The sequence below is a fragment of the Paractinoplanes bogorensis genome, assembly GCF_018829635.1.
Lineage (GTDB): Bacteria > Actinomycetota > Actinomycetes > Mycobacteriales > Micromonosporaceae > Actinoplanes > Actinoplanes bogorensis.
Genome location: NZ_JAHKKG010000024.1, coordinates 1 through 25,864, shown reverse-complemented (window position 1 = coordinate 25,864; position 25,864 = coordinate 1). Strand labels below are relative to the sequence as shown.

At 70.7% G+C, this 25,864-nt stretch carries 22 protein-coding genes; 13 read left to right on the top strand and 9 right to left on the bottom strand.

The annotated features are described in order from the left end of the window. Positions 1–12: 12 nt before the first annotated feature. Positions 13–963 (top strand): zinc-binding dehydrogenase, encoded by a 951-nt coding sequence (locus KOI35_RS45705; RefSeq protein WP_215796064.1) that lies wholly within the window; start codon positions 13–15, stop codon positions 961–963. Positions 964–966: 3 nt separating this feature from the next. Here KOI35_RS45705 and KOI35_RS45700 read toward each other — a convergent pair whose 3' ends face one another. After that, on the bottom strand, positions 967–1,842 hold the full coding sequence (locus KOI35_RS45700; protein WP_438870669.1) for an alpha/beta hydrolase family protein: 876 nt from the start codon (positions 1,840–1,842) through the stop codon (positions 967–969). A 132-nt stretch (positions 1,843–1,974) separates the two neighbouring features. Here KOI35_RS45700 and KOI35_RS45695 point away from each other — a divergent pair, with 132 nt between their 5' ends. After that, positions 1,975–2,139 (top strand): hypothetical protein, encoded by a 165-nt coding sequence (locus KOI35_RS45695; RefSeq protein WP_215796062.1) that lies wholly within the window; start codon positions 1,975–1,977, stop codon positions 2,137–2,139. Here KOI35_RS45695 and KOI35_RS45690 read toward each other — a convergent pair. The 3 genes from KOI35_RS45690 to KOI35_RS45680 all read right to left on the bottom strand — a co-directional run bounded on the left by KOI35_RS45690 (position 2,120) and on the right by KOI35_RS45680 (position 6,134). Next, positions 2,120–3,250 carry an acetate/propionate family kinase gene (locus tag KOI35_RS45690; RefSeq protein ID WP_215796061.1) on the bottom strand — a complete coding sequence of 377 codons (1,131 nt, stop codon included), beginning with the start codon at positions 3,248–3,250 and terminating at the stop codon, positions 2,120–2,122. The genes KOI35_RS45695 and KOI35_RS45690 overlap by 20 nt on opposite strands. Then, complete coding sequence (pta, locus tag KOI35_RS45685; protein ID WP_215796060.1) at positions 3,247–5,322, bottom strand: phosphate acetyltransferase; 2,076 nt, start codon at positions 5,320–5,322, stop codon at positions 3,247–3,249. Before pta ends, KOI35_RS45690 begins: the two co-directional genes overlap by 4 nt. A 224-nt stretch (positions 5,323–5,546) precedes the next feature. After that, a complete protein-coding gene (locus KOI35_RS45680) occupies positions 5,547–6,134 on the bottom strand; it encodes a TetR/AcrR family transcriptional regulator (protein WP_215796059.1) in 588 nt (195 codons plus the stop codon). Between the two features lie 57 nt (positions 6,135–6,191). On the opposite strand from KOI35_RS45680, the gene KOI35_RS45675 reads away from it, so the two are divergent. Further along, entirely contained in the window at positions 6,192–7,046 is an 855-nt protein-coding gene (locus KOI35_RS45675) for a ketopantoate reductase family protein (RefSeq protein WP_215796058.1), read from the top strand. A gap of 28 nt (positions 7,047–7,074) precedes the next feature. On the opposite strand, the gene KOI35_RS45670 is transcribed toward KOI35_RS45675, so the two are convergent. The 5 genes from KOI35_RS45670 to KOI35_RS45650 all read right to left on the bottom strand — a co-directional run bounded on the left by KOI35_RS45670 (position 7,075) and on the right by KOI35_RS45650 (position 13,643). After that, positions 7,075–7,254, bottom strand: coding sequence for a DUF6104 family protein (locus KOI35_RS45670; protein WP_215796057.1), 180 nt, complete (start codon positions 7,252–7,254; stop codon positions 7,075–7,077). A gap of 56 nt (positions 7,255–7,310) precedes the next feature. After that, positions 7,311–11,036, bottom strand: a complete 3,726-nt coding sequence (locus KOI35_RS45665; RefSeq protein WP_215796102.1) for a multifunctional oxoglutarate decarboxylase/oxoglutarate dehydrogenase thiamine pyrophosphate-binding subunit/dihydrolipoyllysine-residue succinyltransferase subunit — start codon at positions 11,034–11,036, stop codon at positions 7,311–7,313. Positions 11,037–11,213: 177 nt separating this feature from the next. Then, positions 11,214–12,041 carry an ABC transporter permease gene (locus KOI35_RS45660; protein ID WP_215796056.1) on the bottom strand — a complete coding sequence of 276 codons (828 nt, stop codon included), beginning with the start codon at positions 12,039–12,041 and terminating at the stop codon, positions 11,214–11,216. Next, positions 12,038–12,958 (bottom strand): ABC transporter ATP-binding protein, encoded by a 921-nt coding sequence (locus KOI35_RS45655; protein WP_215796055.1) that lies wholly within the window; start codon positions 12,956–12,958, stop codon positions 12,038–12,040. The genes KOI35_RS45660 and KOI35_RS45655 overlap by 4 nt, the downstream gene beginning before the upstream one ends. A gap of 40 nt (positions 12,959–12,998) precedes the next feature. Further along, on the bottom strand, positions 12,999–13,643 hold the full coding sequence (locus tag KOI35_RS45650; protein ID WP_215796054.1) for a hypothetical protein: 645 nt from the start codon (positions 13,641–13,643) through the stop codon (positions 12,999–13,001). A gap of 139 nt (positions 13,644–13,782) precedes the next feature. On the opposite strand from KOI35_RS45650, the gene KOI35_RS45645 reads away from it, so the two are divergent. The 10 genes from KOI35_RS45645 (at position 13,783) to KOI35_RS45600 (ending at position 25,517) form a co-directional block, all read left to right on the top strand. Further along, the gene (locus tag KOI35_RS45645; protein ID WP_215796053.1) at positions 13,783–14,547 is read left to right on the top strand and encodes a GNAT family N-acetyltransferase; all 765 of its coding nucleotides are present in this window, start codon (positions 13,783–13,785) and stop codon (positions 14,545–14,547) included. Further along, on the top strand, positions 14,544–15,329 hold the full coding sequence (locus KOI35_RS45640; protein WP_215796052.1) for a lysophospholipid acyltransferase family protein: 786 nt from the start codon (positions 14,544–14,546) through the stop codon (positions 15,327–15,329). Before KOI35_RS45645 ends, KOI35_RS45640 begins: the two co-directional genes overlap by 4 nt. Positions 15,330–15,395: 66 nt before the next feature. Continuing rightward, complete coding sequence (locus KOI35_RS45635) at positions 15,396–16,109, top strand: response regulator transcription factor (protein ID WP_127497738.1); 714 nt, start codon at positions 15,396–15,398, stop codon at positions 16,107–16,109. Between the two features lie 8 nt (positions 16,110–16,117). After that, complete coding sequence (locus tag KOI35_RS45630; RefSeq protein WP_215796051.1) at positions 16,118–17,698, top strand: sensor histidine kinase; 1,581 nt, start codon at positions 16,118–16,120, stop codon at positions 17,696–17,698. Positions 17,699–17,737: 39 nt separating this feature from the next. After that, entirely contained in the window at positions 17,738–19,420 is a 1,683-nt protein-coding gene (locus KOI35_RS45625; RefSeq protein WP_215796050.1) for a S1C family serine protease, read from the top strand. Between the two features lie 198 nt (positions 19,421–19,618). Next, entirely contained in the window at positions 19,619–22,801 is a 3,183-nt protein-coding gene (locus KOI35_RS45620) for a cyclic nucleotide-binding domain-containing protein (RefSeq protein WP_215796049.1), read from the top strand. Between the two features lie 39 nt (positions 22,802–22,840). Beyond that, entirely contained in the window at positions 22,841–23,056 is a 216-nt protein-coding gene (locus tag KOI35_RS45615) for a hypothetical protein (RefSeq protein WP_215796048.1), read from the top strand. 18 nt (positions 23,057–23,074) lie between these two features. Further along, positions 23,075–23,566 carry a hypothetical protein gene (locus KOI35_RS45610; protein WP_215796047.1) on the top strand — a complete coding sequence of 164 codons (492 nt, stop codon included), beginning with the start codon at positions 23,075–23,077 and terminating at the stop codon, positions 23,564–23,566. 62 nt (positions 23,567–23,628) lie between these two features. Continuing rightward, a complete protein-coding gene (locus tag KOI35_RS45605; protein ID WP_438870668.1) occupies positions 23,629–24,999 on the top strand; it encodes a chitinase in 1,371 nt (456 codons plus the stop codon). Positions 25,000–25,283: 284 nt separating this feature from the next. Beyond that, the gene (locus KOI35_RS45600; RefSeq protein WP_215796045.1) at positions 25,284–25,517 is read left to right on the top strand and encodes a hypothetical protein; all 234 of its coding nucleotides are present in this window, start codon (positions 25,284–25,286) and stop codon (positions 25,515–25,517) included. Positions 25,518–25,864: the final 347 nt, after the last annotated feature.

Below are 25,864 nucleotides of genomic sequence, written 5' to 3'. Positions count from 1 at the left end.
TGGTCGGGGGCTATGCGCGCCGCCTACGCCATAGCTTCCGCCCCGACCGACCCCCGCTCCGCCCTGCAGGTGGGTGAGCAGCCCGAACCCGTCCCGGCCGAGGGCTGGGTCACCGTCGACGTGCGGGCCGCCTCGCTCAACCAGCACGACCTGTGGTCGCTGCGCGGCGTCGGCCTACCCGCCGACCGGCTGCCGATGATCCTGGGCTGCGACGCGGCCGGCGTCGACCCCGACGGCAACGAGGTCGTCGTCTATCCCGTGGTCGAGGACAAGGCCGACCCGCGTGGCTACTCGATGTTCTCCGAGCGGTACCCGGGCACGCTGGCCGAACGCATCGCCGTGCCCCGGGAAAATCTGGTGCCGAAACCGGCCGGCCTGTCCTTCCTCGACGCGGCCTGCCTGCCGACGGCGTGGCTCACCGCGTACCACATGCTGGCGACCCGGGGCCGGGCCGACGAGGCGTCCTCGGTGCTGGTGCAGGGCGCCGGCGGGGGAGTGGCGACGGCGGCGGTGGCGCTGGCGGTCGCGATGGGCAAACGGGTGTACGCGACCAGCCGCGACCCGGGCAAACGGGAGAAGATCGCCGCCCTGGGCGCGACGGCGGCGGAACCGGGGGCGCGGCTGCCCGAGCGGGTCGACATCGTGATCGAGTCGGTCGGGGTCCCGACGTTCGAGCACTCGATGAAGTGCAGCGCGCCCGGCGCCCGCATCGTGGTGTGCGGGGCGACCGGCGGGCACCTGGCCACGGTGGATCTGCGGCGGGTGTTCGCGATGCAGCTCGACATTCTGGGCAGCTCGATGGGCACCAGGAGTGATCTGGCGGCGCTGCTCGACCTGATGGTGGCCCAGGAGGTGCGCCCGGTGATCGACTCGACGTACGGGTTCAGCGCGGTGGCCGACGCCTTCGCCCGCCTCGAGTCGGGCGACGTCTTCGGCAAGGTGGCGGTCGACTTCCTGCACTGACCCCTACAGGCGGTCGGCGAATGTGGCCAGATCTCCGCGGGTGGCGTCGGCTTTCAGGCGGGCGCGGGCGTTCTTGTCGCCATAGAGCGTCCAGCGCCAGAAGTCGGTCGACGTGGTGGCGACGACGTCGAGGGCGCGTCCGGTGGCCAGGTGCCCGCCGTCGGTGATGCTGACGAACGCCTTGGGCCACGTCACCGCGTCGTAGGCGGCCCGGCCGTCCGCATAGGCGACCGTGGGGTCCTTGCGGCCATGGACGAACAGCATGGGTGCCTCGGGGCCGACGAACGGCTGGGGCAACACCTGGCGGCCGGCCAGCACCACGCCCGCGCGCAGGCGTTCGTCGCGGGCACCTGAGAACAGGCCCAGCGTCGTCACCCCACCGGCCGAATGCCCGGCCGCGGCGACGCGATCGGGGTCGGCGCTGGAAATCTCCCCGAGCGTCTGCGTGATCACGTAGCCGGCGTCGGCGGGCTGGTTGAGCACGTCGAGCACGTTCATCTTGGCCGCCGTGCGCGACGTGAACGGGTAGGCCGGGGCGGCGACCACAAACCCGGCCCGGGCCCAGGCGGTGAGCAGCTCGCGATAGTCGGCCGGGCTGCCGCCGAGGCCGTGGCTGAACAGGATCAGCGGATACGGGCCGTCGCCTCGGGGGACCCAGACCGTCGTCGTCAGCGGGCGGTCGGCGCCGCGCTGCAGCCGGAGAGTGCGGGTCTCGACCTCGAATGAGCGGGTGGGCGCCGCCGTGGTGGGCGCCGTCGGGACGGGCGCTGTCGTGGCCGGCGTTGACGGGGCGGGCGTCGACGGGGCGGGCGTCGGGGGAGACGAGCACGCGACGAGGAACGCCGGCACCAGAGCGAGGGCGAGAATTCGGCGATGCACCCGACCCATTGTGCTGCGGGCTGCCTCAATGGGGTGAATTCCCCCGGACGGATGACGTTTGTCCTGGTCGGAGCTGTGACCGCTAAGATACGGGACTCCGTGGAAGTGCATGGTGCGGCTATGGTCTTGGCCATGTCTGACAACAGCGTGGACCCGAGCGGCAACACCGAGGCGTTCCGGGCCTTCACCGAGAGCACTCCTCAGGAGCCCGCGGCGGCCTCGAAGACCCCACTGATCATCGGCATCGCCGCGGTCGCCGTGGTGGTCGTCGCCGCGATCATCTGGCTGGCTCAGTAGTAGCCGGCGAGAGCGCCGTCCGGGACTGGTCGGCGATCTCCAACTCCTCGTCCGTCGGGATCACACAGACGGGGATGCGAGCGCCGGGCGGGGAGATCACCTCGTCCCGGCGCTCGTTGCGTTCCGGGTCGATCGCGATGCCGAGCGGCTCGAGACCGCTGAGCGAAGACGACCGTACGGCCGCGGAATTCTCGCCCACACCGGCGGTGAACGTGATGGCGTCGACCCGGCCGAGCACGGCCAGGTAGGCCCCCACGTATTCGCGGATGCGCCGGCAGTAGACGTCGAACGCCAGCCCCGCGTCCGGATCGCCGGCCGCGCGCCGCTCGAGCACCGAGCGCAGGTCGTTGACCCCGGTCATGCCGAGCAGCCCGCCGTGCCGGGTCAGCGAGTCTTCGATCTCGTCCAGCGGCAGACCGGCCACCCGGTGCAGATGGAAGATCACCGTCGGGTCGACGTCGCCGCTGCGGGTGCCCATCACGAGCCCGGGCAGCGGGGACATGCCCATCGAGGTGGCCACGCTGCGGCCGCCCTCGACCGCGCAGGCGCTCGCCCCGTTCCCGAGATGCAGGGTGATCACGTTTGTGTCCGCCGGGTCGCGGCCCAGCACCTGCGCGGTGCGGCGGGACACGTACGCGTGGGAGGTGCCGTGGAATCCGTACCGGCGGATCTGCCATCGCTCGGTCAGCTCGCGGGAAAGAGCCCAGGTGACCCCCTCGGGCGGGATCGTCGCGTGGAACGCGGTGTCGAACACGGCCACCTGCGGCACGTCGGGCAGCAGCTTGCGGGCGACCTCGATGCCGGTCAGCGCGGCCGGGTTGTGCAGCGGCGCCAGCGGCACGAGGGCCTCGATCCGGGCCACCACCTCGTCGTCGATCACGGTCGGGCCGGTGAACTCGGCCCCGCCGTGCACCACCCGGTGCCCGACCGCGGCCAGCCCGGACAGGTCGACCTGGTCCATGATTCCCTGCAGCGCGGCCCGGTGGTCGGCGACCTCGCCGCCGCTCTCCCCGATCCGTTCGACCAGCCCCTTGGCCAGCGTCTCGGCGCCGTCGAAGAGCCGGTACTTGACCGACGACGAGCCACTGTTGAGCACCAGAACCCTGGTCATCGCGCCGCCGCCTGAATCGCCGTGATCGCCACCGTGTTGACGATGTCTTTGACCGTGGCCCCGCGGGACAGGTCGTTGACCGGCCGGCGCAGGCCCTGCATGACCGGCCCGACGGCGACCGCGTTGGCCGACCGCTGGACCGCCTTGTACGTGTTGTTGCCGGTATTGAGGTCGGGGAAGATCAGCACCGTCGCCTGGCCGGCCACCGCGCTGCCCGGAAGCTTGGTCGCCGCCACCGCCGGGTCGACGGCCGCGTCGTACTGGATCGGGCCCTCCACCGGCAGGTCGGGATGCCGTTCGCGGACCAGAGCGGTGGCCGCCGCGACCTTCTCGACGTCGGCGCCCGCGCCCGAGCTGCCGGTCGAGTAGGACAGCATGGCCACCCGCGGTTCGATGCCGAAGGCGGCCGCCGTACGCGCCGACGAGAGCGCGATGTCGGCCAGCTGGGCCGCGTCCGGGTCGGGGTTGACCGCGCAGTCGCCGTAGACCAGCACCCGGTCGGCCAGCAGCATGAAGAAGACGCTGGACGCCACCGACACCTCCGGGACCGTCTTGATGATCTCGAAGGCGGGCCGGATCGTGGCCGCCGTCGTGTGGTTGGCCCCCGACACCATGCCGTCGGCCAGCCCCTCGGCCACCATCAGCGTCCCGAAGTAGTTGACGTCGCGCACCACGTCGTAGGCCAGGTCGAGCGAGACGCCCCGCTTCCGGCGCAGTTCGGCGTACCGCTCGGCGAACCGGTCGCGCCACTCGCTCGCGGCCGGGTCGATCAGCCGCGCGGCCCCGATCTCGACGCCCACTTCCCGGGCCCGCCGGGCGATCTCGGCCGGGTCGCCGAGCAGGGTGAGGTCGGCGACGCCCCGCCGCAGCAGGGTCTCGGTGGCCCGCAGGATGCGCTCGTCGGTGCCCTCGGGCAGCACCAGGTGGCGGCGCTCGGCCCGGGCCCGGTCGATCAGATCGTTCTCGAACATCAGCGGCGTCACCCGGCTCGACCGCGCCACGTCGAGCAGCCGGGTCAGCTCGGCGGTGTCGACGTGTTCCTCGAACGCGCCCAGCGCCGCGTCGATCTTGCGTGGGGTGGCGGTGCCGAGACGGGCCTGGATGTGTGAGGCGGCCGCGATCGTGTGGTAGCTGTCCGCGTCCACGAGCAGCATGGCCAGGCCGGTGTTGAGCTTTTCGATGACCCGGACGACCCGGGGGTCGGGCGGTTCACCCAGCGTCAGCACCAGCCCCGACAGTGTCACGTTGCCCGCCGCGTGCGCCGCACTGGCGGCCAGCAGCAGGTCGGCCCGGTCGCCCGGCGTGATCATCAGCGCGCCGTCGGTCAGGTGGTCGAGCACGGTCGGCACATGAGCCGCGCCGACCACGTAGTCGAGCACGTCGCGATCGAGCGCACCATCCCCACCGGACACCACCGTCGCGTCCAAGGCGGCGGCCACCTCGGCCACCGTGGGCGCCGCGACCGCGGCCACCGACGGGATCGACCACATCGGCACCGGCAGACCGCCGTCGGCCGGCGGCCCCTCGGACACCCGGTTGGCGATCACCGCGACCACGGTGGCGTCGAGATCGGCGAGCGCGTGATAGGCGCTGCGAACCGCCGACGTCAGCGACTCGGCCGATCGGCCCTCGCCGCTGACGACCGGCACCACGACGCTGCCGAACTCGGTGGCCAGCCGTGCGTTGAAAGCCAGCTCGCGCGGGATCTCGTCGCGGTCCCGGGCGCCACCGGCGGCCGCGAAGTCGCTGCCGATCACCACCACGGACGCCGCGTGCCGCTCCACTTCGCGATAGCGCTCGACGATCCGCGAGATGAGCTCTTCCCACTTGCCGTCGGCCACCAGAGCGCTCGCCTCGGCCATCGTGACGCCGTAGGACTCCGCATAGGGCGCGACCACCGGATAGCGCTTGGTCAGCAGCGTCAGCAGCGAATCATCACCGTCGCCGGACACCAGCGGCCGGAACACCCCGATCCGCGCGACCTGCCGGGACAACAACTCGACCAGCCCCAGCGCCACGGTGCCCTTGCCGACACCGGGCCCCAGACCCGCCACATAGACGCTTCGTGCCACGAGCCCAACCTACCGGCCGCTCCCTGTCGTCGCCGGGTCGAAAGTCCTAACTCCCGATGACGTCGGACACCGGAGAATCAAGATCAAGAGCTTCATGTCCCGGCCGGGTGGTGGGTGACGGACCGTCGCTCCCGTGGGGACCGCGTCGAGCCCCGCTGGCCGCTGGCGCGTCCAGAACGCGAAGCACGCCACGGCGACCTGCGTGAGCGGTTGCGCTCAAAACCTCAGCCTGTCGGCGGTGCGCTCATCGCCGCGGCCAGGAAGGTGACCGCCCAGCGACGAGCCGGCTCGGTCGGGTTCGGCGTGCAGGGCTGGTTGTGCCGGTCGACCCGATCGACGGCGGCCACGGCGAGGATCCCCCGCATCCGGAACCACAGCTCCTCCGCCGGCAGATCAGGCAGCGCCCGTGCGAAAGCCGCCCGATAGCGGTCGCGGACCTGCTCCTCGGCCGAGCCGGTCCAGTCGCGCATCTCTTCGGACGGGTCGCCGAAGATCCGCACGATCAGCCGGGACGTGTCGGCTCGCATCTCGTCGAACAGCGGGCCCGCGAACGCCTCGACCAGTTCGGAGATCGTCGGTTCCGAGCCGAGTCGCTCGAGGCCGGCGAGCTGGGCCGCGGTGATGGGCTCGATCACCCGGCGGACCACCGCGGACAGCAGCTCGGCCTTCGAGCCGAAGTGGTAGCCGACGGCGGCCAGGTTCGCGCCGGCCAGGTCGGTGATCGCCCGGACCGACGTGCCTCGGAAGCCGCGCTCCGCGAACAGGCGCTCGGCCGCGTCCAGCAATTGTGTGCGGGTGTCGAGGGGCGCCATGGGCAGGTACTCTAACAAACGTTTGATTCAAACGATCGTATGATGGAAGGGCGCGAGATGAAACTTCTCGTTTATGGCGCCGGGGTCTGCGGCAGTCTCCTCGCGGCCCGGCTGCATGAGGCCGGCCACGACGTCTCGCTCCTGGCTCGCGGCGACCGGCTGACCGCCCTGCAACGGCACGGCGGTGTGCTGGTGGCCGAGGGCGACAGCACGAACGTCACCCGTGTGCCGGTTCCGGTGATCGAGCGTCCCGAGGGCGGCTACGACCTGATCACCGTCGTCGTCCGCGCCCACCAGGTCGACCCGGTGCTCCGGTCGATCGCCGACGTCGACGGCGACGTGCTGTTCCTGGTCAACTGGGCCGCCGGCGCGGAGCCGCTGGGCGCGGTGATCGGCCCCGGCCGGGTGCTGCTCGGCTTCCCGCCCACCGGCGGCGTGATGGACGGTGACGTGGTCCGCTACCGCCCGCCCAGCCTGCTGACCCGCCGCGTCCCGATGCCGATCGGCGAACCCGGCGGCCGCGCCACCCCGCGCCTCGACCGGATCGTGCGGACATTCCGCGCCGCCGGCATCAACGCCAAGGCCGAGCCGCGCATGGAGGCCTGGCTCCGGACGCACGCCGCGTTCACGGTGCCACTGGGCCAGGCGGTGGTCGCGGCCGGTGGCCCGCAGGCACTGGCCGGCGATCCGGCCGCGGTCCGCGACATGGTCCACCACATGCGACGACAGATGTCCGCTCTGCCGGAGACGGTCCCGGCCGGGTTCGCCGCGCTCCGCGTACTGCCGGAAGGCCTGCTCACGGCCGGATTGCGACGTTTCCTGCGCAGCGACACGGCCACGCGCAGCGGATTGAGCTCACCGGCCGAGGCCGCCGAGATCGCGCGAGTGGCCGGCCAGATCAGCGCCGGATAAGGACTCCCGGCTCAGGAGACGCGGGGCCCTACTCGTCGTCCTCGTCGTCCGCGCGGGCCAGCCACGTCGCGAAGCGTTCGATCGGGGTCTCGAACTCCGGGTTCTGGTCGACGAAGGTGCGCAGCTGGTCGGCCACCCATTCCAGCGTCACGCTCTCCTCGCCGCGCCGGTCGACGAGTTCCTCGATGCCACGATCGGTGAAGTACATGCCCGGATACTAAAAGGGGGCGCCCCGCCGTAGCGGAGCGCCCCCTTCTCAGCAGATCACGGACGCGGCAGCGCGGCCTCGATCAGGGCCGCCTGCTCGGCCTCGTGCATCTTGGCCGAACCGACGGCGGGCGCCGCCGCGGCCGGACGCGAGATGCGACGCAGCCGTACGCCCTCGAGGTGCTCGAGCAGGTTGAGCGCGACGAACGACCACGCACCCTGGTTGGCCGGCTCCTCCTGCACCCAGACGAAGTCTTCGGCGTTGGGGAACTGGGCCAGCACCGCCTTGAGCTCGTCCACCGGCAGCGGGTAGATCTGCTCCATCCGCACGATCGCGGTGTCGGTGATGCCGCGTTCGGCCCGGGCCTGGAACAGGTCGTAGTAGACCTTGCCCGAGCAGAGCAGCACCCGCTTGACCGAGCCCTTGTCGAGCGGCGCGCCGTTGACGCCGGCGTCGCCGATCACCGGCTGGAACGTGCCCTCGGTGAAGTCGGCGACCGACGACACGGCGAGCTTGTGGCGCAGCAGCGACTTCGGCGAGAAGACGACCAGCGGCTTGCGCTTGCTCGACAGGGCCTGGCGGCGCAGCAGGTGGAAGTAGTTGGCCGGGGTCGTCGTGTTGGCCACGCGCATGTTGTCCTGCGCGCAGAGCTGCAGGAACCGCTCGGGCCGGCCGGAGGAGTGGTCGGGACCCTGGCCCTCCTGGCCGTGCGGGAGCAGCAGCACCAGCGACGACTGCTGGCCCCACTTGACCTCGCCGGACGAGATGAACTCGTCCACGATCGACTGGGCGCCGTTGACGAAGTCGCCGAACTGCGCCTCCCAGAGGACCAGCGCCTCCGGGTTCTCGACCGAGTAGCCGTATTCGAAGCCCATCGCCGCATATTCGCTGAGCAGCGAGTCGTGCACGAAGAAGCGGGCCGAACCGGTGGTCAGCGTGGACAGCGGCAGGAAGTCCTTGCCGGTCTTGGCGTCGACGATCGAGGCGTGCCGCGAGACGAACGTGCCGCGGCGCGAGTCCTGCCCGGCCAGCCGCACGGTGACGCCCTGGGCGAGCAGCGACCCGAATGCGATCAGCTCGCCGAAGCCCCAGTCGATGCCGCCCTCGGTGCCCATCTTGGCCCGGCGCTCGAGCAGCTGCTGCACCCGCTTGTGCGGGGTGAAGCCCTCGGGCAGTTCGACGTGCGCCTGGCCGACCGCGCGGACGGCGGCGGCGTCGATCGCGGTGTCGACCTCGGGCTCGGGCTCCTCGGAGATGACCCGCGGGCGCGGCGGGGTTCCGGCCGCGTCACGGGTGGCCTTGAAGACCTGCTCGAGCTGGGACTGGTAGTCGCGCAGCTGCTCCTGGGCGTCGTCCACGGTGATGTCACCCCGGCCGATCAGCTCCTCGGTGTAGAGCTTCCGCACCGAGCGCTTCTGGTCGATGATCTCGTACATCCGCGGGTTGGTCATCGACGGGTCGTCGCCCTCGTTGTGCCCGCGGCGGCGGTAGCAGACCATGTCGATGACGACGTCCTTGTTGAACGCCTGGCGGTATTCGAAGGCGAGCTTCGCGACCCGGACGACGGCCTCGGGGTCGTCACCGTTCACGTGGAAGATCGGCGCCTGGATCATCCGGGCCACGTCGGTCGAGTACATCGACGAACGGCTGTATTCCGGAGCCGTGGTGAAGCCGACCTGGTTGTTGACGATCACGTGGACCGTGCCACCGGTGCGGTAGCCGCGCAGCTGCGACAGGTTGAGCGTCTCGGCCACCACGCCCTGACCGGCGAACGCGGCGTCACCGTGCACCAGCAACGGGAGCACCGTGTAGCCGTGCAGGCCGAGGTCGAGGCGGTCCTGCTTGGCCCGGACGATGCCCTCGAGCACCGGGTCGACCGCCTCGAGGTGCGACGGGTTGGCCACCACGCTGACCGTGGTCGAGTGCTCGCCGTCGGGCGTCGTGTACTTGCCCGACTGGCCCAGGTGGTACTTGACGTCGCCGGAGCCGTGGGCCGACTTCGGGTCCATCTGACCCTCGAACTCGTTGAAGATCTTCTCGTACGGCTTGGCCACGATGTTCGCCAGCACGTTGAGCCGGCCGCGGTGGGCCATGCCGATGACCATCTCGTCCAGCCCGGCGTCGGCCGACGACTCGAGCACGGCGTCGAGCAGCGGGATCAGCGACTCGCCGCCCTCGAGCGAGAACCGCTTCTGCCCGACGAACTTGGTCTGCAGGAACGTCTCGAACGCCTCGGCCGCGTTCAGCCGGTTGAGGATGTGCTTCTGCTCGTCCGAGTCGGGCTTGGTGTACTTGATCTCGATGCGGTCCTGGATCCAGCGCCGCTCCTCGGGGCCCTGGATGTGCATGTATTCGATGCCGACCCGGCGGCAGTACGTGTCGCGCAGGACGCCCAGCACGTCGCGCAGCTTCATCCGCTGCTTGCCGGCGAAGCCGCCGACCGGGAACGCGCGGTCGAGGTCCCACAGGGTCAGACCGTGCTGGAGGACGTCGAGATCGGGGTGCCGGCGGATCTCGAACTCGAGCGGGTCGGTGTCGGCCATCAGGTGACCGCGGACCCGGTACGCGTGGATCAGCTCGACGACCCGGGCCGCCTTGTCGATCTGCCCCTCGGAGGTGCGCGCGACGTCCCGTACCCAGCGGACCGGCTCGTACGGGATCCGCAGCGAGGTGAAGATCTCGTCGTAGAAACCGTGCTCGCCGAGCAGGAACTCGTTCATCGCCTTGAGGAACTCGCCGGACTGCGCGCCCTGGATCACCCGGTGGTCATAGGTGCTGGTCAGCGTGGTGATCTTGCTGACGCCGAGCTCGGTCAGCATCTCGTCGCTCATCCCCGAGTACGACGCGGGGTACTCCATCGCGCCGACGCCGATGATCGCGCTCTGGCCGTTCATCAGGCGGGGGATCGAGTGGACCGTGCCCAGACCGCCCGGGTTGGTCAGCGAGATCGTGGTGCCCGAGTAGTCGTCCATGGTCAACTCGTTGCGCCGGGCGCGCCGGACCACATCTTCGTACGCCTGCCAGAACTTGCGGAAGTCCATCTGTTCGCAGTTCTTGATGGACGGCACGACCAGGGTGCGCGAGCCGTCCTTCTTGGCCAGGTCGATGGCGATGCCCAGGTTGACGTGCTCGGGCTGGACCATCGCGGGCTTGCCGTCGACCTCGGCGAACGAGTTGTTCATCTCGGGGTGCTGAACGACCGCGCGGACCATCGCCCAGCCGATCAGGTGGGTGAAGCTGACCTTCCCGCCCCGCCCGCGGGCGAGGTGGTTGTTGATCACGATGCGGTTGTCGACCATGAGCTTCGCGGGTACCGCGCGCACCGAGGTGGCGGTCGGCACCTCGAGCGAGGCGTCCATGTTCTGCACGATCTTGGCGGCCACGCCGCGCAGCGTCGTGACCTTGGCGCCTTCGGCCTTGCCGTTCGCGGCGGCGGGCGCGGGCTTGGCGGCCGGCTTGGGCGCGGGTGTGGCCGCGGGCTTGGCCTTGGGGGCAGACTCCGTGCTGGGAACAGTCGGCTTGACCGGGGCGACGGTGGCCGCGGCCGGGGCGTCGGTGCCGGCCCGCGCCGCCGAAGCGGTCGCGTTGGCGGCTTTCGCCTCGTCGGGCGTCACGATCGATCCGGTGGCCATCGCGGGCTTGTAGTCGGCGAAGAAGTCGTGCCAGGCCGGGTCGACGCTGGTCGGGTCGGCCAGATAGCGCTGATACATCTCGTCGACGATCCACTCATTCGGCCCGAAGTCCGCGAGGGGGTTCTCGTGCGAAGTCTGCTGGGTCGACACTTCCGTGTTCGCCTCTTTCACCATGTTTGTCAGCACGCGACTGTTTCGTCACATGGGACGGGAAGGATTCGGCGTCAAGGCTACGCCGTGCTCCCCGCGCCTACTCCTGGCACGTCCCACGGGGTGACGAAAGATCCCACGTCACATTGTGACGTGGGATCTGATTCGTAACCCGGTTCAGCTGATGTCGCGCCGCTTCGTCAGCCAGGTGCCGAAGAAGCCCAGCACCGCGGCGTACCCGATCAGCACGACCGCCCCGACCCAGCGCGGCGGACTGCCCGGCAGATCGGTGCCCGAGATCATCAGCGCCGACGCCGTGGTCGGGATGATCACCTGGAGGTTGTTGATCCACTCGGCCACGTACTCGCTGAGTAGGTAGAAGATCAGGCTGATGACCGAGGTGCCGACCACGTAGACGATGCCGAGGATCAGCGTGGCCGCGATCTGGCTGCGGATCAGCACGCCGGCGCCGACCCCGAGGATCGCCCACAGCACGAAGGCCAGCGCGTTGAGCCCGATGGCCCGCCAGACGGCCGGTTCACCGAGTTGTGAGCCGCCGACGTCGAGCGAGTTGAGGATCAGCGGCACCACGATCAGGTTGAGGATCGTGGTGAACAGCCAGACGATCACGCCGATGATCACCGCGGCGCCGAACTTGGCCAGGATGACCGCCTCGCGGCGCGGCGTCACCAGGAACGTCGTGGTCGCCGTGAGGTGGAAGAACTCGCTGGTCACGATGATCGCCGAGAGCAGCAGGACCACCAGGATGCCCATGTACTGGCCGCTGGTGTAGAGGTTGGTGGCCACGTTGATCGGCTCGAGGGCGGCCTCGATGGTGGCGCTCTGCGAGTCGGAGACGCCCGCGTCCGCCGGGGGCGCGCCCGCGCTGGCCTGGGCCCAGTTGATCAGCACGCTGGCCGCGTACAGCGGGATCAGGATGATGCCCATGATCCACCACAGCGAGGTGGTGCGGACCTTGAAGAGCTCGGCGTTGACCAGACTCATCGGATGCCCGCCTTTCCGGCCGTGAGCTGCAGGAAGACCTGTTCGAGATCGCCGCGTTCGGCGGACAGCTCGTGCAGCTCGACCCCGGCCTTGAAGGCGGCGTGACCGACCGCGGCCGCCTCGGCCCCGTGCACCAGCAGAACGCCGTCCTGCGTCGCGGTCACGGTCGCGTTGAGCTCGGAGAGCGCGGCGGTCAGGGCCTCGGCCTGCGGAGTGCGGACCCGCACGCTCGCGCCACCGCTCATCGCGCCGAGCACCTCGTCGACCGGGCCCTGCCGGATCAGCTTGCCCGCGGCGACGATCACCACGTCGTCGGCCAGCAGCTGCATCTCGCCCAGCAGGTGGCTCGAGACCAGCACCGTGCGGCCCTCGGCGGCCAGCGACTTGAGCAGGTCACGCATCCAGCGGATGCCCTCGGGGTCGAGACCGTTGGCCGGCTCGTCGAGGATCAGCACCCGCGGGTTGCCGAGCATGGCGGCCGCGATGCCCAGGCGTTGCTTCATGCCCAGTGAGTAACCCTTGAACTTGCGGGACGCGGCCGGGGTGAGGCCGACCAGCTCGAGCACCTCGTCGGCCCGGGTGTCGGGCAGCCCGGCGGCCTTGCAGATCATCCGCAGGTGGTTGCGACCGGTGCGGCCGCGGTGGGCGCTCGACGCCTCGAGCACCGCGCCGACCTCGCGCAGCGGGTCCTTGATGTCGACGTACCGCTGGTTGCCGAAGGTGGCCGTGCCCGCGGTCGGTGTGACCAGGCCGAGCAGCATGCGCAGCGTGGTCGTCTTGCCGGCGCCGTTGGGACCGAGGAAGCCGGTGACCCGCCCCGATCGCACGCGGAACGACAGATCATCGACGGCTCGGAGCTTCTTGTACTGCTTGGTGAGGCGATCGACGACGATCTCGTCGGTGCCTGGCGCGGTCATCGACAACGCTCCCTTCCCCCTGAGGTGAAAGGTCAACTTACTAGGTCGTGGCTATCCACGTGGCCCTGGCCTTGGCCAGCACCCGGCCGTCGGGGCCGTGAACGGTGGACAGGACCATCGCCTTGCGCCCGGCGAACTCGACCGCCTCGCCGGTGACCACGCAGGCCGATCCCGGCTCGGGCAGAGCGTCGGCGGTGACCGCGATCCGGCCCAGCACGTAGGTGCGCCCGGTGCCCAGCGCGGCCCATCCGCCGGGGCAGTCGAGCGCCGCCCACAGCACCTTGAGATCGACCTCGGCCGGGACGGACCAGGGCGCGGCCGTACGCCCGTCCGGCAGCGCCCGCGAAAAGATGCGCAGCCCGTCCGGCCGGTCCGGACCGCACACGTAACACGTGGGGAAGGGGTGGTGGCTGAAACCCGGGTACGTCTCCACCTCCCCGGGGTCGACCGCCGCCACCGCCGGGATGTCGCCGGTCGCCTCGGCCACCGTCGCCACCAGCACGTCACCGTGGTGGACGGCGCCCTCGGCGTACGTCATCGCGGTCTCGAGCGGAGGTGGCACGCGCAGGGTCACCTCGAGGGCCGGACCGCCGAGCCGGGCCCCGGCCGCCTCCGCGAACAGACCGGCCGACCACCCGCCGTTCCCGGATCCGGGCGGACCGTTGAACCGTGTCGGAATGCCCATCCGACCGCCCCGACCGCCACCCCTGACCCGACTGAAGGCATCCACATGAGGAAGGCTCGCACAAGCCGTTCATTTTGTAGCCATGAATCGCCTCCTGAGGCGACATTCCATCGGCAGGTGTCGCCCTTACACACATCACATGGCCGTATTGCTGACTGCCGCCGCCCCCACCGGAACCAGCGGCTACACCCTGCTCATCGCCGACGACCCGAGCCAGGTCGCCGCCGCGCAGCGCCTGCGCCACGACGTGTTCGCCGGCGAACTCGGCGCCACGCTGGCGGGCGCGACCCCCGACGGGCGCGACGTCGACGAGTTCGACGACTTCTGCGACCACCTGATCGTGCGCGACGACGCCACCGGCGCCGTGGTCGGCACCTACCGGATGCTTCCCCCGAAGGCCGCCGAACGGGCCGGCCGGCGCTACGGCGACGGCGAGTACGACCTGTCCGCGCTGAGCCCGCTGCGCGACCAGCTGGTCGAGACCGGCCGCTCGTGCGTGCACCCCGACCACCGGTCCGGCTCGGTGATCAACCTGATGTGGGCCGGGATCGCCCGCTACCTGCACCTGAACAACCTGCGCTGGCTGGCCGGCTGCGCCTCGGTGCCGCTCGACGACGGCGGCGTGACCGCGGCCGGCGTGTGGGCCCGGGTCGAGGCCAGGCACCTCGCTCCGCCCGCCATGCGGGTCACCCCGCGCCGCGACTGGCTGGCCGAGACCGACATCGTCGGCGACCCCAAGGTGCAGCCGCCCGCGCTGCTCAAGGGCTACCTGCGGCTGGGTGCCTGGGTCTGCGGCCGGCCCGCCTACGACCCGGACTTCAACTGCGCCGACTTCTACGTGCTGTTCTCGATGGACCGGATGGACCCGCGCTACCGCCGGCACTTCCTCGGAGCGGCGCGATGATCGCCGGGGGTGCGCTGACCGGGCTCTGGCAGCCGGTCTCGGGCTGCGGCGACCAGTGCCGCGACGGCGGCGACCGGCACGCCACGCCCGGCGCCGGCACGCTGCGCATGGTCGCTCTCGGGTTCGTCCTGGTCGGCGGGATGCTGCTGGCGCCGTTCCTGCGCGGACTCGCCCTGCGCGGGGTGGCTCGCGCGATGCTACGGGTGCTCGGCATCCGGCTGGTCCGCCGCGGACCGGCCCTCAAGCCGGGCAGCCTGCTGGTCGCCAACCACGTCTCCTGGCTCGACATCCTGGTGCTGATGGCGGTCGCGCCGATGAGCCTGGTGGCCAAGGGCGAGGTCGGTGGATGGCCGGGCATCGGATCGCTGGCCGGGCTGTCCGGGGCGATCTTCATCGACCGCTCCCGGCCCAAGGCTCTGCCCGGGACGGTCGCCGAGGTGGCCGCGGCACTGCGCTCCGGTCGTACGGTCGCCGCCTTCCCCGAGGGTACGACGTTCTGCGGCGCCAACCAGGGTCGCTTCCGGCCGGCGCTGTTCCAGGCCGCGGTCGACGCGGGCGCACCCGTGGTGCCGGCCTCGATCTGCTACGACTCGACGGCGGCGGCCTTCATCGGCGACGACACCCTGTTCGATTCCGTACGCCGGGTGGCGGCGCTACGGTCGCTGACGGTGACCCTGGTGACCGCCCCCGCGCTGCGCCCCGCGCCCGGCGCCGACCGCAGGGCGCTGGCCCGGGCCGCCCAGTCCTCGATGGGAGTGAGCGGCTACCGCCTGGCTGCCTGATTCTTCACAGAAAACTTTCAGGCACCGTGCAGGCAAGCTGCAGCGGGCTGATAAACAATGGTGCGCATGGCCGCCCAGACCCAGCCCAAGCAGAGCGAGGCGAAACTGCTCGTCGTCGAGGACGATGCGAACATCCTCGAGCTTCTCTCCGCCAGCCTTCGTTTCGCCGGTTTCGACGTGAGCACCGCGACGAGCGGCAGCGCGGCGGTCAGCGCGGCGAAGAACACCACGCCCGACCTCGTCGTGCTCGACGTCATGCTGCCCGACCTCGACGGCTTCGAGGTCATCCGGCTGATGCGCGAGGGTGGCCAGCGCACCCCGGTGGTCTTCCTGACCGCCCGCGACGGCACCGACGACAAGATCCGTGGTCTCACCCTGGGCGGTGACGACTACGTCACCAAGCCGTTCAGCCTCGAAGAGCTCACCGCCCGCATCCGGGCGGTGCTTCGCCGCACGACCCAGGGCGACGACGAGCCGTCCCGTCTGGTCTTCGCCGACCTCGAGCTCGACGAGGAGACCCACGAGGTCTACCGGGCCGGCCAGCGGGTCCAGCTGTCGCCGACCGAGTTCAAGCTGCTGCGCTACCTGATGCTCAACGCCAACCGGGTGCTCTCCAAGGCGCAGATCCTCGACCACGTGTGGAAATACGACTTCCGCGGTGACGACAACATCGTCGAGTCCTACATCTCCTACCTGCGCCGCAAGGTCGACAACGTGCAGCCGCGACTGATCCATACGCTCCGCGGCGTCGGCTACGTGCTCCGCAAACCAGCCGTCTGAGCCCCGTCGTGACGCTCACCGAGCGGGTTCGCGGGTCGATACCGCCGCAGCCGAGCCTGCGCAAGGTGTCGCTGCGGGTCAAACTCGTGGCGTCCGTGCTGATCCTGGTGTTCGCGGCGCTGACCGCGATCAGCGCCGCCAGCACCTACGCGCTGCACAACTACCTGCTCGACCGGCTCGACACCTCGCTGTCGATCTATGCGGCGACCATCGCCAAGGCCCGGTCCGGCTCCGAGATCCCGGTGCCGAGCGACTACTACGTCTCGTCCAGCAGCGTCGACGGAGTCCGCTCGGAAAAGCCGGTGATCGGCGACCTCGACCTCGACCCCGACGACGTGCCGCCGCTGGTCAAGGGCTCCGACGACATCAACGCCCTGCTGGGCGAGCCCTACACGGTGCGCTCGCCCAGCGGCGACGTCACCTGGCGGGTGGTCATCGTCATCGACCAGTGGGGCCAGGTCATCCAGGTCGGCGAGAAACTCTCGGTGATCGGGCTCGCGGTCAACCAGATGGTCTGGGTCGACCTGCTGGTCGGCGTGGGCGTGCTGATCGCGCTGGCCTCGATCGGGGCCGCCATCGTGCGGCAGAGCCTGGTGCCGCTGTTGCAGATCGAACGCACGGCGGCGGCGATCGGGGCCGGCGACCTCACCCAACGTGTGCCCGACCCCGAGGCTCACGACGGCGAACCGCAGACCGAGCTGGGCCGGCTGGCCAAGGCGCTCAACGCGATGCTGGCCCAGATCGAGGCCGCCTTCAGTGCGCGCGCCGAGTCCGAGGCGGCGGCCCGCGCGGCCGAGGTGGTCGCGGTCGACGCGGCCGACGCGGCGCAGGCCTCCGAGGCCCGGGCGGTGCAGTCCGAGGGCAAGATGCGGCAGTTCGTGGCCGACGCGTCGCACGAGCTGCGCACCCCGCTGACCACCATCCGCGGCTTCGCCGAGCTCTATCGGCAGGGCGCGGTGACCGATCCCGACGACGTCGCCCGGCTGGTGCGCCGGATCGAGGACGAGGCGGCCCGGATGGGCCTGCTCGTCGAGGATCTGCTGCTGCTGGCCCGGCTCGACCGGGAACGCCCGCTCACCCTCGGCCCGGTCGAGCTGCCGGTGCTGGCCCTCGACGCGATCGACGCGGCCGAGGCGATGGCCCCCGAGCGCACCATCGAGCTCGAGGTCCGCGACCAGCCGGAGCAGCTGGTGGCCCTGGGCGACGACGCCCGCCTGCGCCAGGTGATCGGCAACCTGATGACCAACGCGCTGGTGCACACCCCGCTCGACGCCAAGGTGATTCTGCGGCTCTACGCCGAGGGGGAGGACCGCGCGGTGGTCGAGGTGTCGGACACCGGGCCCGGCCTCTCGACCCAGCAGCGGGCCCACGTCTTCGAGCGGTTCTATCGCGCTGACGAGGCCCGCACCCGGAACACCGACCGCACCGCGACCGGCACCGGTCTCGGGCTGGCCATCGTGGCGGCGATCGTCCGGGCGCACCAAGGAAGCGTCGAGGTGATCAGTGAACCCGGGCAGGGAGCCACCTTTAAGGTCGCTTTGCCCACCGTAAAATCGGATAAAGGGTTCACAGAAAACATCCAGGACTAACACAGGTCGATCCGAGAGCGACGGGGCAAGGTTGGTGGCATGAACGAGAACGAGACCGACCCGCGACCCGCGGACGCCTCCTCTGAGAGCAGCAGCCCGGAGCGGGGACAGTCTGAGCAGCCGACCGCCGCGCAGCCCGCCGCTCCCCAGCCGGCGGCCCCGCAGGCCCCCCAGTGGGCCCGGCCGGTGTCGAGCGCTCCCCACCCGGGCGCTCCCCAGGCAGCTGCCCCGCAGTCCGGCATCCCCCAGTCAGGTGCTCCCCAGTCCGGCGCGCCGCAGTGGCCGCACAACCCGCCGCCCGCCGCGCCGCAGTCTCCGTGGCAGCAGGCGGGCTATCAGCAGCCGCAGCACCCCGGCCAGCAGCCCCACCCGGGCCAGCAGCCCCACCCGGGCTACGGGCAGCAGTCGGGCTATCCGCAGCAGCAGCAGCCCTACGGCGGTCATGGCCACCAGTCGGCCTACGCCGGAGCGGGCGCCGCGGCCGGCGGCTGGGCCGCCGGGCACACCCAGCAGCACACGACGCAGCCGCTCGGCATCACCGAGGGCGGCCAGGCCTGGGGCGAGGGCCAGGCCTGGACGCCCGGCACCGAGGGCCAGCCCGCGTGGGCCCAGCCGGTCGACCAGCCACCGCGCAACCCGGGCCGGGGTCGCAAGATCTTCGTCGCCGGCGCCGCCGCGGTCGTGATCGCGCTGGCCGCGGGCGGGGTGGGCGCGGCGACCGCGCTCGCCTTCGGCGACAACGGCTCGTCCCCGTCGGTGCAGACCGGCAACTCGTCGGTCACCCGGGTGGTCGACCGCTCGTCGCTGGCCCAGATCGCCGCCGCGGTGCAGGACAGCGTCGTCTCGATCACCACCGGCAGCGGCGAGGGCTCGGGCGTCGTGATCTCGGCCGACGGCTACATCGTCACCAACAACCACGTGGTGGCCAGCGCCTCGGGCAACACGGTCACGGTCATCTTCGCCGACGGCAAGAAGGCCAGCGCCACCATCGTCGGCACCGACGAGCGGACCGACCTGGCTGTGGTCAAGGTCTCCGGCGTCTCCGACCTCAAGCCCGCCACCTTCGGCAGCAGCGCCAAGATGCAGGTGGGCGACACGGTGCTCGCGATCGGCAGCCCGCTCGGCCTCGAGGGCTCGGTCACCGCCGGCATCATCAGCGCCAAAGACCGCACCATCACGTCCAGCAGCGAGGGCGGCGGCCAGCAGGAGAGCCCGTTCGGCCAGCAGCAACAGCAGCAGGGCTCGTCCACCACGATGTCCGGCCTGTTGCAGACCGACGCGCCGATCAACCCCGGCAACTCGGGCGGCGCCCTGGTCAACACCAACGGCGAGATCATCGGCATCAACTCGGCCATCGCCACCCAGGGCAGCAGCTCGGGCAACATCGGCCTGGGCTTCGCGATCCCCAGTGACAAGGCCAAGCAGGTGGTCAACGACCTGATGGCCGGCAAGAAGGTCAGCCACCCCGCGCTCGGCGTCAGCGTGACCGAGGCGGAGAACGGCGGCGCCCTGGTCAGCCAGGTCACCGCGAACAGCGCCGCGGCCAAGGCCGGCCTCCAGCAGGGCGACGTGATCACCTCGGCCGGTGGCAAGGCCGTCGGCGACTCGGAAGACCTGATCGCCGCCGTCCAGGCGGGCACGGTCGGCCAGCAGATGGTCATCGAGTTCACCCGCAGCGGGGCCAAGAAGTCGGTCACGGTGACGCTGACCGAGGCGCAGTAAACAGGCTTTACCCCTCTCGCTACGGCGGGTGGTGTGACAAGGGGGGTTGTCACACCGCCCGCCGTACGTTTGTACGGAGTGATTCTCCGACTTCCGGAGGAAACGGCCGAAAATGGCACGGGGGACTCGCCATGGTGCTGGCTGACCGCCTAATCTCCCTTCGTCATCGGCGGTATCCCGGCAGTGAGAGGCACCAGGTTGACCTACGTCGAGACCCGGATGAACGTCTGGGAGGCGCTGGCAGGTCGAGCTCCGGGTGAGCCGTCCGGCCCGGCCGATCCTGGGCTGTGGGGCGCGGTCGTCGATCGGCTCAATCCGACCAGCGCCCGTCCCGTGCTCCGCGCCGGAGTCGAGTATGTCCAGCTCACCGCGGTCCGCGGCGGCGACTACATCATGCTGCGGTCGCCCGATGACGGCGAGCGCGCCAGCTACCTGCGGCTGACCCCCGAGGAGTGGGAGCTCGCGCTGCTGATGGACGGCGAGCACACGGTGGCCCGGCTGGTCGCCGAGTTCGCCCGCATCGCCGGCCGGCTCGCCCCCGACCAGGTGCGCCGCGTCGTGGCCGACCTGGCCGGCAACCGGATGCTCGACGAGTTGCCGATGGACGCCTTCCGCCCGCTGCAGGAGCTGCGGCGCCGCCCGGTGGGGGAGCGGGTCGGCAACTCGCTGCTCGCCGCCGCCCGTGGCCGCCGCATGCTGCTGGTCAACGTCGACGGTCTGGTCACTGCGCTCTACCGGGCCGGCGGCAAGCTTTTCTTCAACAAGGCCGTCGGCATCGTGACCGCCGTGCTCTCCGTGCTGGGCCTGGGCCTGTTCGTGGCCACCTGGACCCGCGGCAGCCGCTCGCTCTTCCTCACCGGCGACTCCTACCTGTTCGGCGCGATCACCCTGCTGCTGCTCAACCTGGTCGTGGTCGGTGTCCGCGAATACGCGCGGGCGATGGCGGCCAAACACACCGGCCGCGAGGTGCCGGCCGCCGGGTTCCTGGTCTGGTTCGGACTGCCGTCGCTGTTCGTCGACACCAGCGACGTCTGGATGGCCGGGCGCCGGGCCCGGCTGCTGGTCTCGGCCGCCGGTCCGATGAGCGCGCTGCTGCTGGGCGGTCTGGCCCAACTGGTCGGGCTGGCCCTGCCGCCGGTCGCCGACGTCGCCTTCAAGCTGGCCTTCCTGAGCTATCTGAGCGCGTTCGTGCACCTGAGCCCGCTGCTCCCGCTCGACGGTCAGCTCCTGCTGATGAACTGGCTCGAGGTGCCGCAACTGCGCAACCGGGCGCTGGCCTGGGTCAGCGGCCGCCTGCGCGGTCGTCCGCCGGCCTGGGGCTCGCTCGACCGTGAGGGCCGGCTGATCGCCCTGTACGGCTTCCTGGCCGTCTGCTGGGTGGCCCTGGCCGCCAACGTGGCCGTCCGCATCTGGGAGGACCGGCTGGCCGGGGTCGCCACCGGCCTGTGGCACGAGGGCGCGGCCGGGGCGTTGCTGCTGATCGCCGTCGCGCTCGGCCTGGCCGCCCCGATCGTCTACTTCCTCCTGAGCCGGCTGACCCGCTGGTGGGGCCTCTCCCGGCTGCGCCGCGCCGAGAACGACCGCGAGGCCGACAGTCCCCGACGGCTGGCCGCGCTGCGGGCCTCCGACCTGGGTGGGCTGCCCGAGCCGGCGTTGCAGGGGCTGGCCTCCCGGGCCCGCTGGGTGCACCCGCCGACCGGCCGTCAGGTCATCGCTGCCGGTGGCGCCCAGCAGGCCGTCTACGTCGTCGTCGAGGGCGCGCTCGAGGCCCGCCGGCCCGGCGACCCGCCCGGCACGATCCGCCACCACGTCGGCCCGGGCGCCGTCGTCGGCCTGGTCAACGCGATCACCGGCCGGTCGACCGAGCTCGACTGGCACACCGCGGGCACCACGCTGCTGTCGATCCCGACCGCCACCGTGGCCACCGTGGTCGGCCCGCTGCCCGGTCCGCCGCCGCACGACCGGACCGAGGCCGAGTCGCTGTTCGCCGACACCCCGGCCCTGGCCGGCCTGGCCACCGATCAGCGGCTCGCCCTGATCGCCTCGGCCCACCCGGTCGACCTCGATCCGGGTGCGCCGGTGATCCTGCCCGGCCCGACCCACGCCGTCGTCGTCGAGTCCGGCGTGATCGCGCTGCCCGACGGTGTCGAGCTGCGGCGGGGCACGCTGGTCGGCCCGGTCGGCGACGGCAGCCCCGGCATGGTCGCGCAGACCATCACCCCCGTACGGCTGTGGGTCCTGCCCGACGCCTCTGATCTGCCCCCGCTGGTCGGGGCCACCCACCGGCCCGGCTCGCCGATGCCGGTCGTCACCGTGAAGGGCTCGCTGCGTCCGGGCGTCCCCGGCGGTGGCGCGGCCTACCCGCCGCTGACCATGCCGCCCGGCCCGCCCGACGGCCCCGGCGATCAGACGGCCGACCGGCGGTTCGAGCGCGGGCTGACCTGGCTGGTCGTGGTGCTGCTGACGGTCGCGCTCTTCCTCACCGGCATGTCGTTCCGGCCCGGCCCGGCGTGGGCCGAGATGCCGGCCGACCGGGTGTTGCTCTCCATCGAGCAGGGCCTGGTGACGGCGACGATGAACGGCGTACCGAAAAATCTCGATGCCGGTGCGGAGCGGTATCTCGACCAGGGTGAAGTGATCGAGGTGCCGGCGCGGGCCTCGGCCAAGCTCACCTTCGCGGGCGGGGCGACCACCCTGCTCTGCGCGAACACCCGGCTCGGCATCGGCAATCTGAGCACCGGCAACGGCCGTGACCAGAGTCCGAAGGCGACCGTGTCGTTGCAGACGGGCCGGATCCTGGCCGGCACGGGCAGCACCAGCGGGGCGTACAAACCGCTCGCCCTGACCATCGACCGCAACCAGCCGACGGTCACCAACACCGGTGCCGCCTGGTATTCGGTCGAGTCCGAGGCCGTTGTGGTCTCGCAGGGCACCGTCTCGGTCGGCGGAACCACGACCGCGGCCACCGGCGACCAGCTCGCCTGCGCCGACGGGGTGCCGGTCGAGGCGCCGCCGTCGAGCAGCCCCGAGCCGTTCCCGAGCGACGACCTTCTACCGTCCGATTCGGAATCGATCAATCCGTCGATCGCCCCGAGCGCGACACCCTCACCTACCGATACTGTAGTCACGCCGACACAGACAGTCGACCCCGGTGACGGCGACGACAACGGTGGCGGCGAGACCCTGGCGCCGACCACTGCCCCGACTACGACCAGGCCGACCCCGCGGCCGACCACCGCTCCAGCGTCCCCGCGGCCGCCGACGACGCCACCGCCGGCCACGACCCCGCCCGCCACCACGCCGCCGGCCAACACGCCCCCGCCGGAGACGACCCCACCAGAGACGCAGGCTCCCGAGAACACCCCCGCGCCGTCCGACTGACGTGTCGGGCGCCGGACGCCCGCCACGTCAGGAGGTTCGATGCTCTGCTGGTTCTGCGCCGAGTCGGCCCGGGCTAGTTGCCGCTTCTGCGGACGAGGGGTTTGTGCCGACCACGCCCGGTTCGGGCCCTACCTGTTGCAGGTGAGCCGGTCCGAGACCCGGCGGCGGGCGGAGTCGCTGGTGGTGGACGACGCGGTGCAGTGCGGCACCTGCCGGCCACGACCACACCCGGTGGCGATGCCGGAACTGGACTAGAGGCCGTACCTTCAGGGAATGGCTCGAAACGACGGCTACGAAGACCTCGGTGCCTGGTCCGAGTTCGGCTCGGTGTCCGGCATGGTCGCCAGTCACACGTCGGAGACGCTCGACCAGGCGGTCGAGACCGGCTTCGGCTCGCCCTCCGGCGGCCTCGACCTCGACGGCCTGCCCGACATCACGCTCGGCGCGGGCGTCGCCCAGGTCGCCGACGAGCTGGCGATCGACCTGTCCCCGCCCGAGGGCTACGCCAACGAGGTCGACGCCGACGGCGACGGCACGCTCGACGAGGCGACCTATCAGGGCCGCGCCGACGGCGGCGTCGACATCGTGGTCGACCTCGACGGTGACGGGAACGCCGACTTCATCGGCACCGACCTCGACCTCGACAACAAGGTCGACTACGCCGACTACGACAAGGACGGCGACGGCGTCTTCGAGAAGCGCATGTTCGACGACGACGGCGACGGCTTCCTCGACCGCGCGGAGTGGCTGCACGGAGGCAGCTAGCTATTTACAAATAAACTTTACAGTATTCATAATCACGTATGCGCCGATCGATGATCTTCGCCATGACCGCGGTTCTCGCGGCCGGCGGTGGCACCGTCTACCTCGCTTCCACCGCCAGCGCCGCCGCCGCGTGCGCACCGGCGTGGAGTGCCTCCGCCGTCTATGTGAAAGACAACGTGGCCTCGCAGAGCGGCCACAACTACACCGCCAAGTGGTGGACCCAGAACGAGCAGCCGTCCACCCACAGCGGACAGTGGGACGTCTGGATCGACAACGGGGTCTGCGGCGGCACCACACCCCCGACCACGCCGCCGACGACTCCCCCCACCACGCCACCCACGACTCCGCCGACGACGCCTCCCACGACGCCGCCGACCACCCCACCCACGACGCCGCCCAACACGGGACTCCCCAAGCGTGCGCTCATCGGCTACCTGCACTCCAGCTTCGCCAACGGCTCCGGTTACGTGAAGATGTCCGACGTACCCGCCAACTGGGACATCATCAACCTGGCCTTCGGCGAGCCCACGTCGGCCACCTCGGGCGACATCCGGTTCACGCTCTGCCCGGCCACCGAGTGCCCCGGCGTCGAGAGTGAGGCCGCCTTCATCGCCGCCATCAAGGCCAAGCGCGACGCCGGCAAGAAGGTGCTGCTCAGCATCGGCGGCCAGAACGGCCAGGTGCAGCTCACCACCACCGCCGCCCGGGACAAGTTCGTCAGCTCGGTCAGCGCCATCATCGACAAATACGGCCTGAACGGCGTCGACGTCGACTTCGAAGGCCACTCGCTGTCGCTGAACACCGGCGACACCGACTTCAAGAACCCGACCACCCCGGTCATCGTCAATCTGATCTCGGCCCTCAAGTCGCTCAAGGCCCGCTACGGCGCCGGCTTCGTGCTGACCATGGCCCCCGAGACGTTTTTCGTGCAGCTCGGCTACCAGTACTACGGCTCGGGCCCGTGGGGCGGCCAGGACCCGCGCGCCGGCTCCTACCTGCCGGTCATCTACGCGATGCGCAACGACCTGACCGTCCTGCACGTCCAGGACTACAACTCGGGCTCGATCATGGGCCTGGACAACCAGTACCACTCGATGGGCGGCGCCGACTTCCACATCGCCATGACCGACATGCTGCTGGCCGGCTTCCCGGTCGCCGGCAACACCGCCAACATGTTCCCGGCCCTGCGCGAGGACCAGATCGCGTTCGGTGCCCCGTCCTCGGTCAGCGCCGGCAACGGCTACGTCGCCCCTTCGGCGATCCAGTCGGCGGTCAACTGCCTGATCCGCAACACCGGCTGCGGTTCGTACACCCTGCGCAGCGGCACCAACCCGAACTTCCGGGGCCTGATGACCTGGTCGATCAACTGGGACAAGTTCTACGGCTACGAGTTCCAGAACCAGAACGGCGCGTATCTGAAGGGGATTGGCTAAAGGTCAAGGTCAAGATCTGGATGTCCCGGCGGGGTGGTGGGTTGCAGACCGTCGCTCCCGCGGGGACCCGGGCGGGGTGAGCAGGGCGCTGGCGCGCCCAGAACGCTCACCCCACCCGGGCGGCCTGCGTAAGTGGTTGCGCCCAACCCCAGCCGGCCCTCGTCTACTTCAACGCCGGCGGTAGGTGTGCGGTCCGCTGAGCCGCCGACTGAGGTATCTGCTCTGCAGGTCGCCGGCGAGCAGGGCGGCCAGAGTGGCGGCGAACCCGCCCGGTCAGATGTCCAATGAGCGGTATCGCCGAGCGGCCAATCCGCTTCCTCCGACCACGCGTCCGGGTCGCCGAAATCCATCCGCACCAGCGCCCGCGCGAACCGGTTCTCCTCGACGAGGTCGTTCCGCCCGCCCGGACCGTGCATGATCACGCAGTCGTCGATGACGCCGTTCCCGTGGGCGCCGACGAACTGTTTGTAGTCGCGCGGCAGAGTGACGCCGAGGGCTGGTCGACCTCTCGTTCGTGACGTCCGTGCTCACGCGTCATGACGTCGAACCGTTCTCCTGGTCGTGCCCAGTGCCGCACGTGAAAGTCCGGCTTGCCCTCGAGACGCCGGCCACGGTCGGCGGGCTCGACGGAGTCGATCCGGAAGCTGAGACGAATGACCGGCACGTTGGGTTGGGCGCAACCACTCACTCAGGTCGCCGTGACGCGCCTCGCGTTCTGGACGCGCCAGCGCCCAGCGAGGCACGGCGCGGTCCCCGCTACTTGTAGAGAGTTTGATGTACGACCGCGGCCCGGCCAGGCTTGGTCGAGGTGATCGGTAGGGAACTCAGGCCCCCGCTGCCCACTCATATAGCGGAGTGTGGCTCT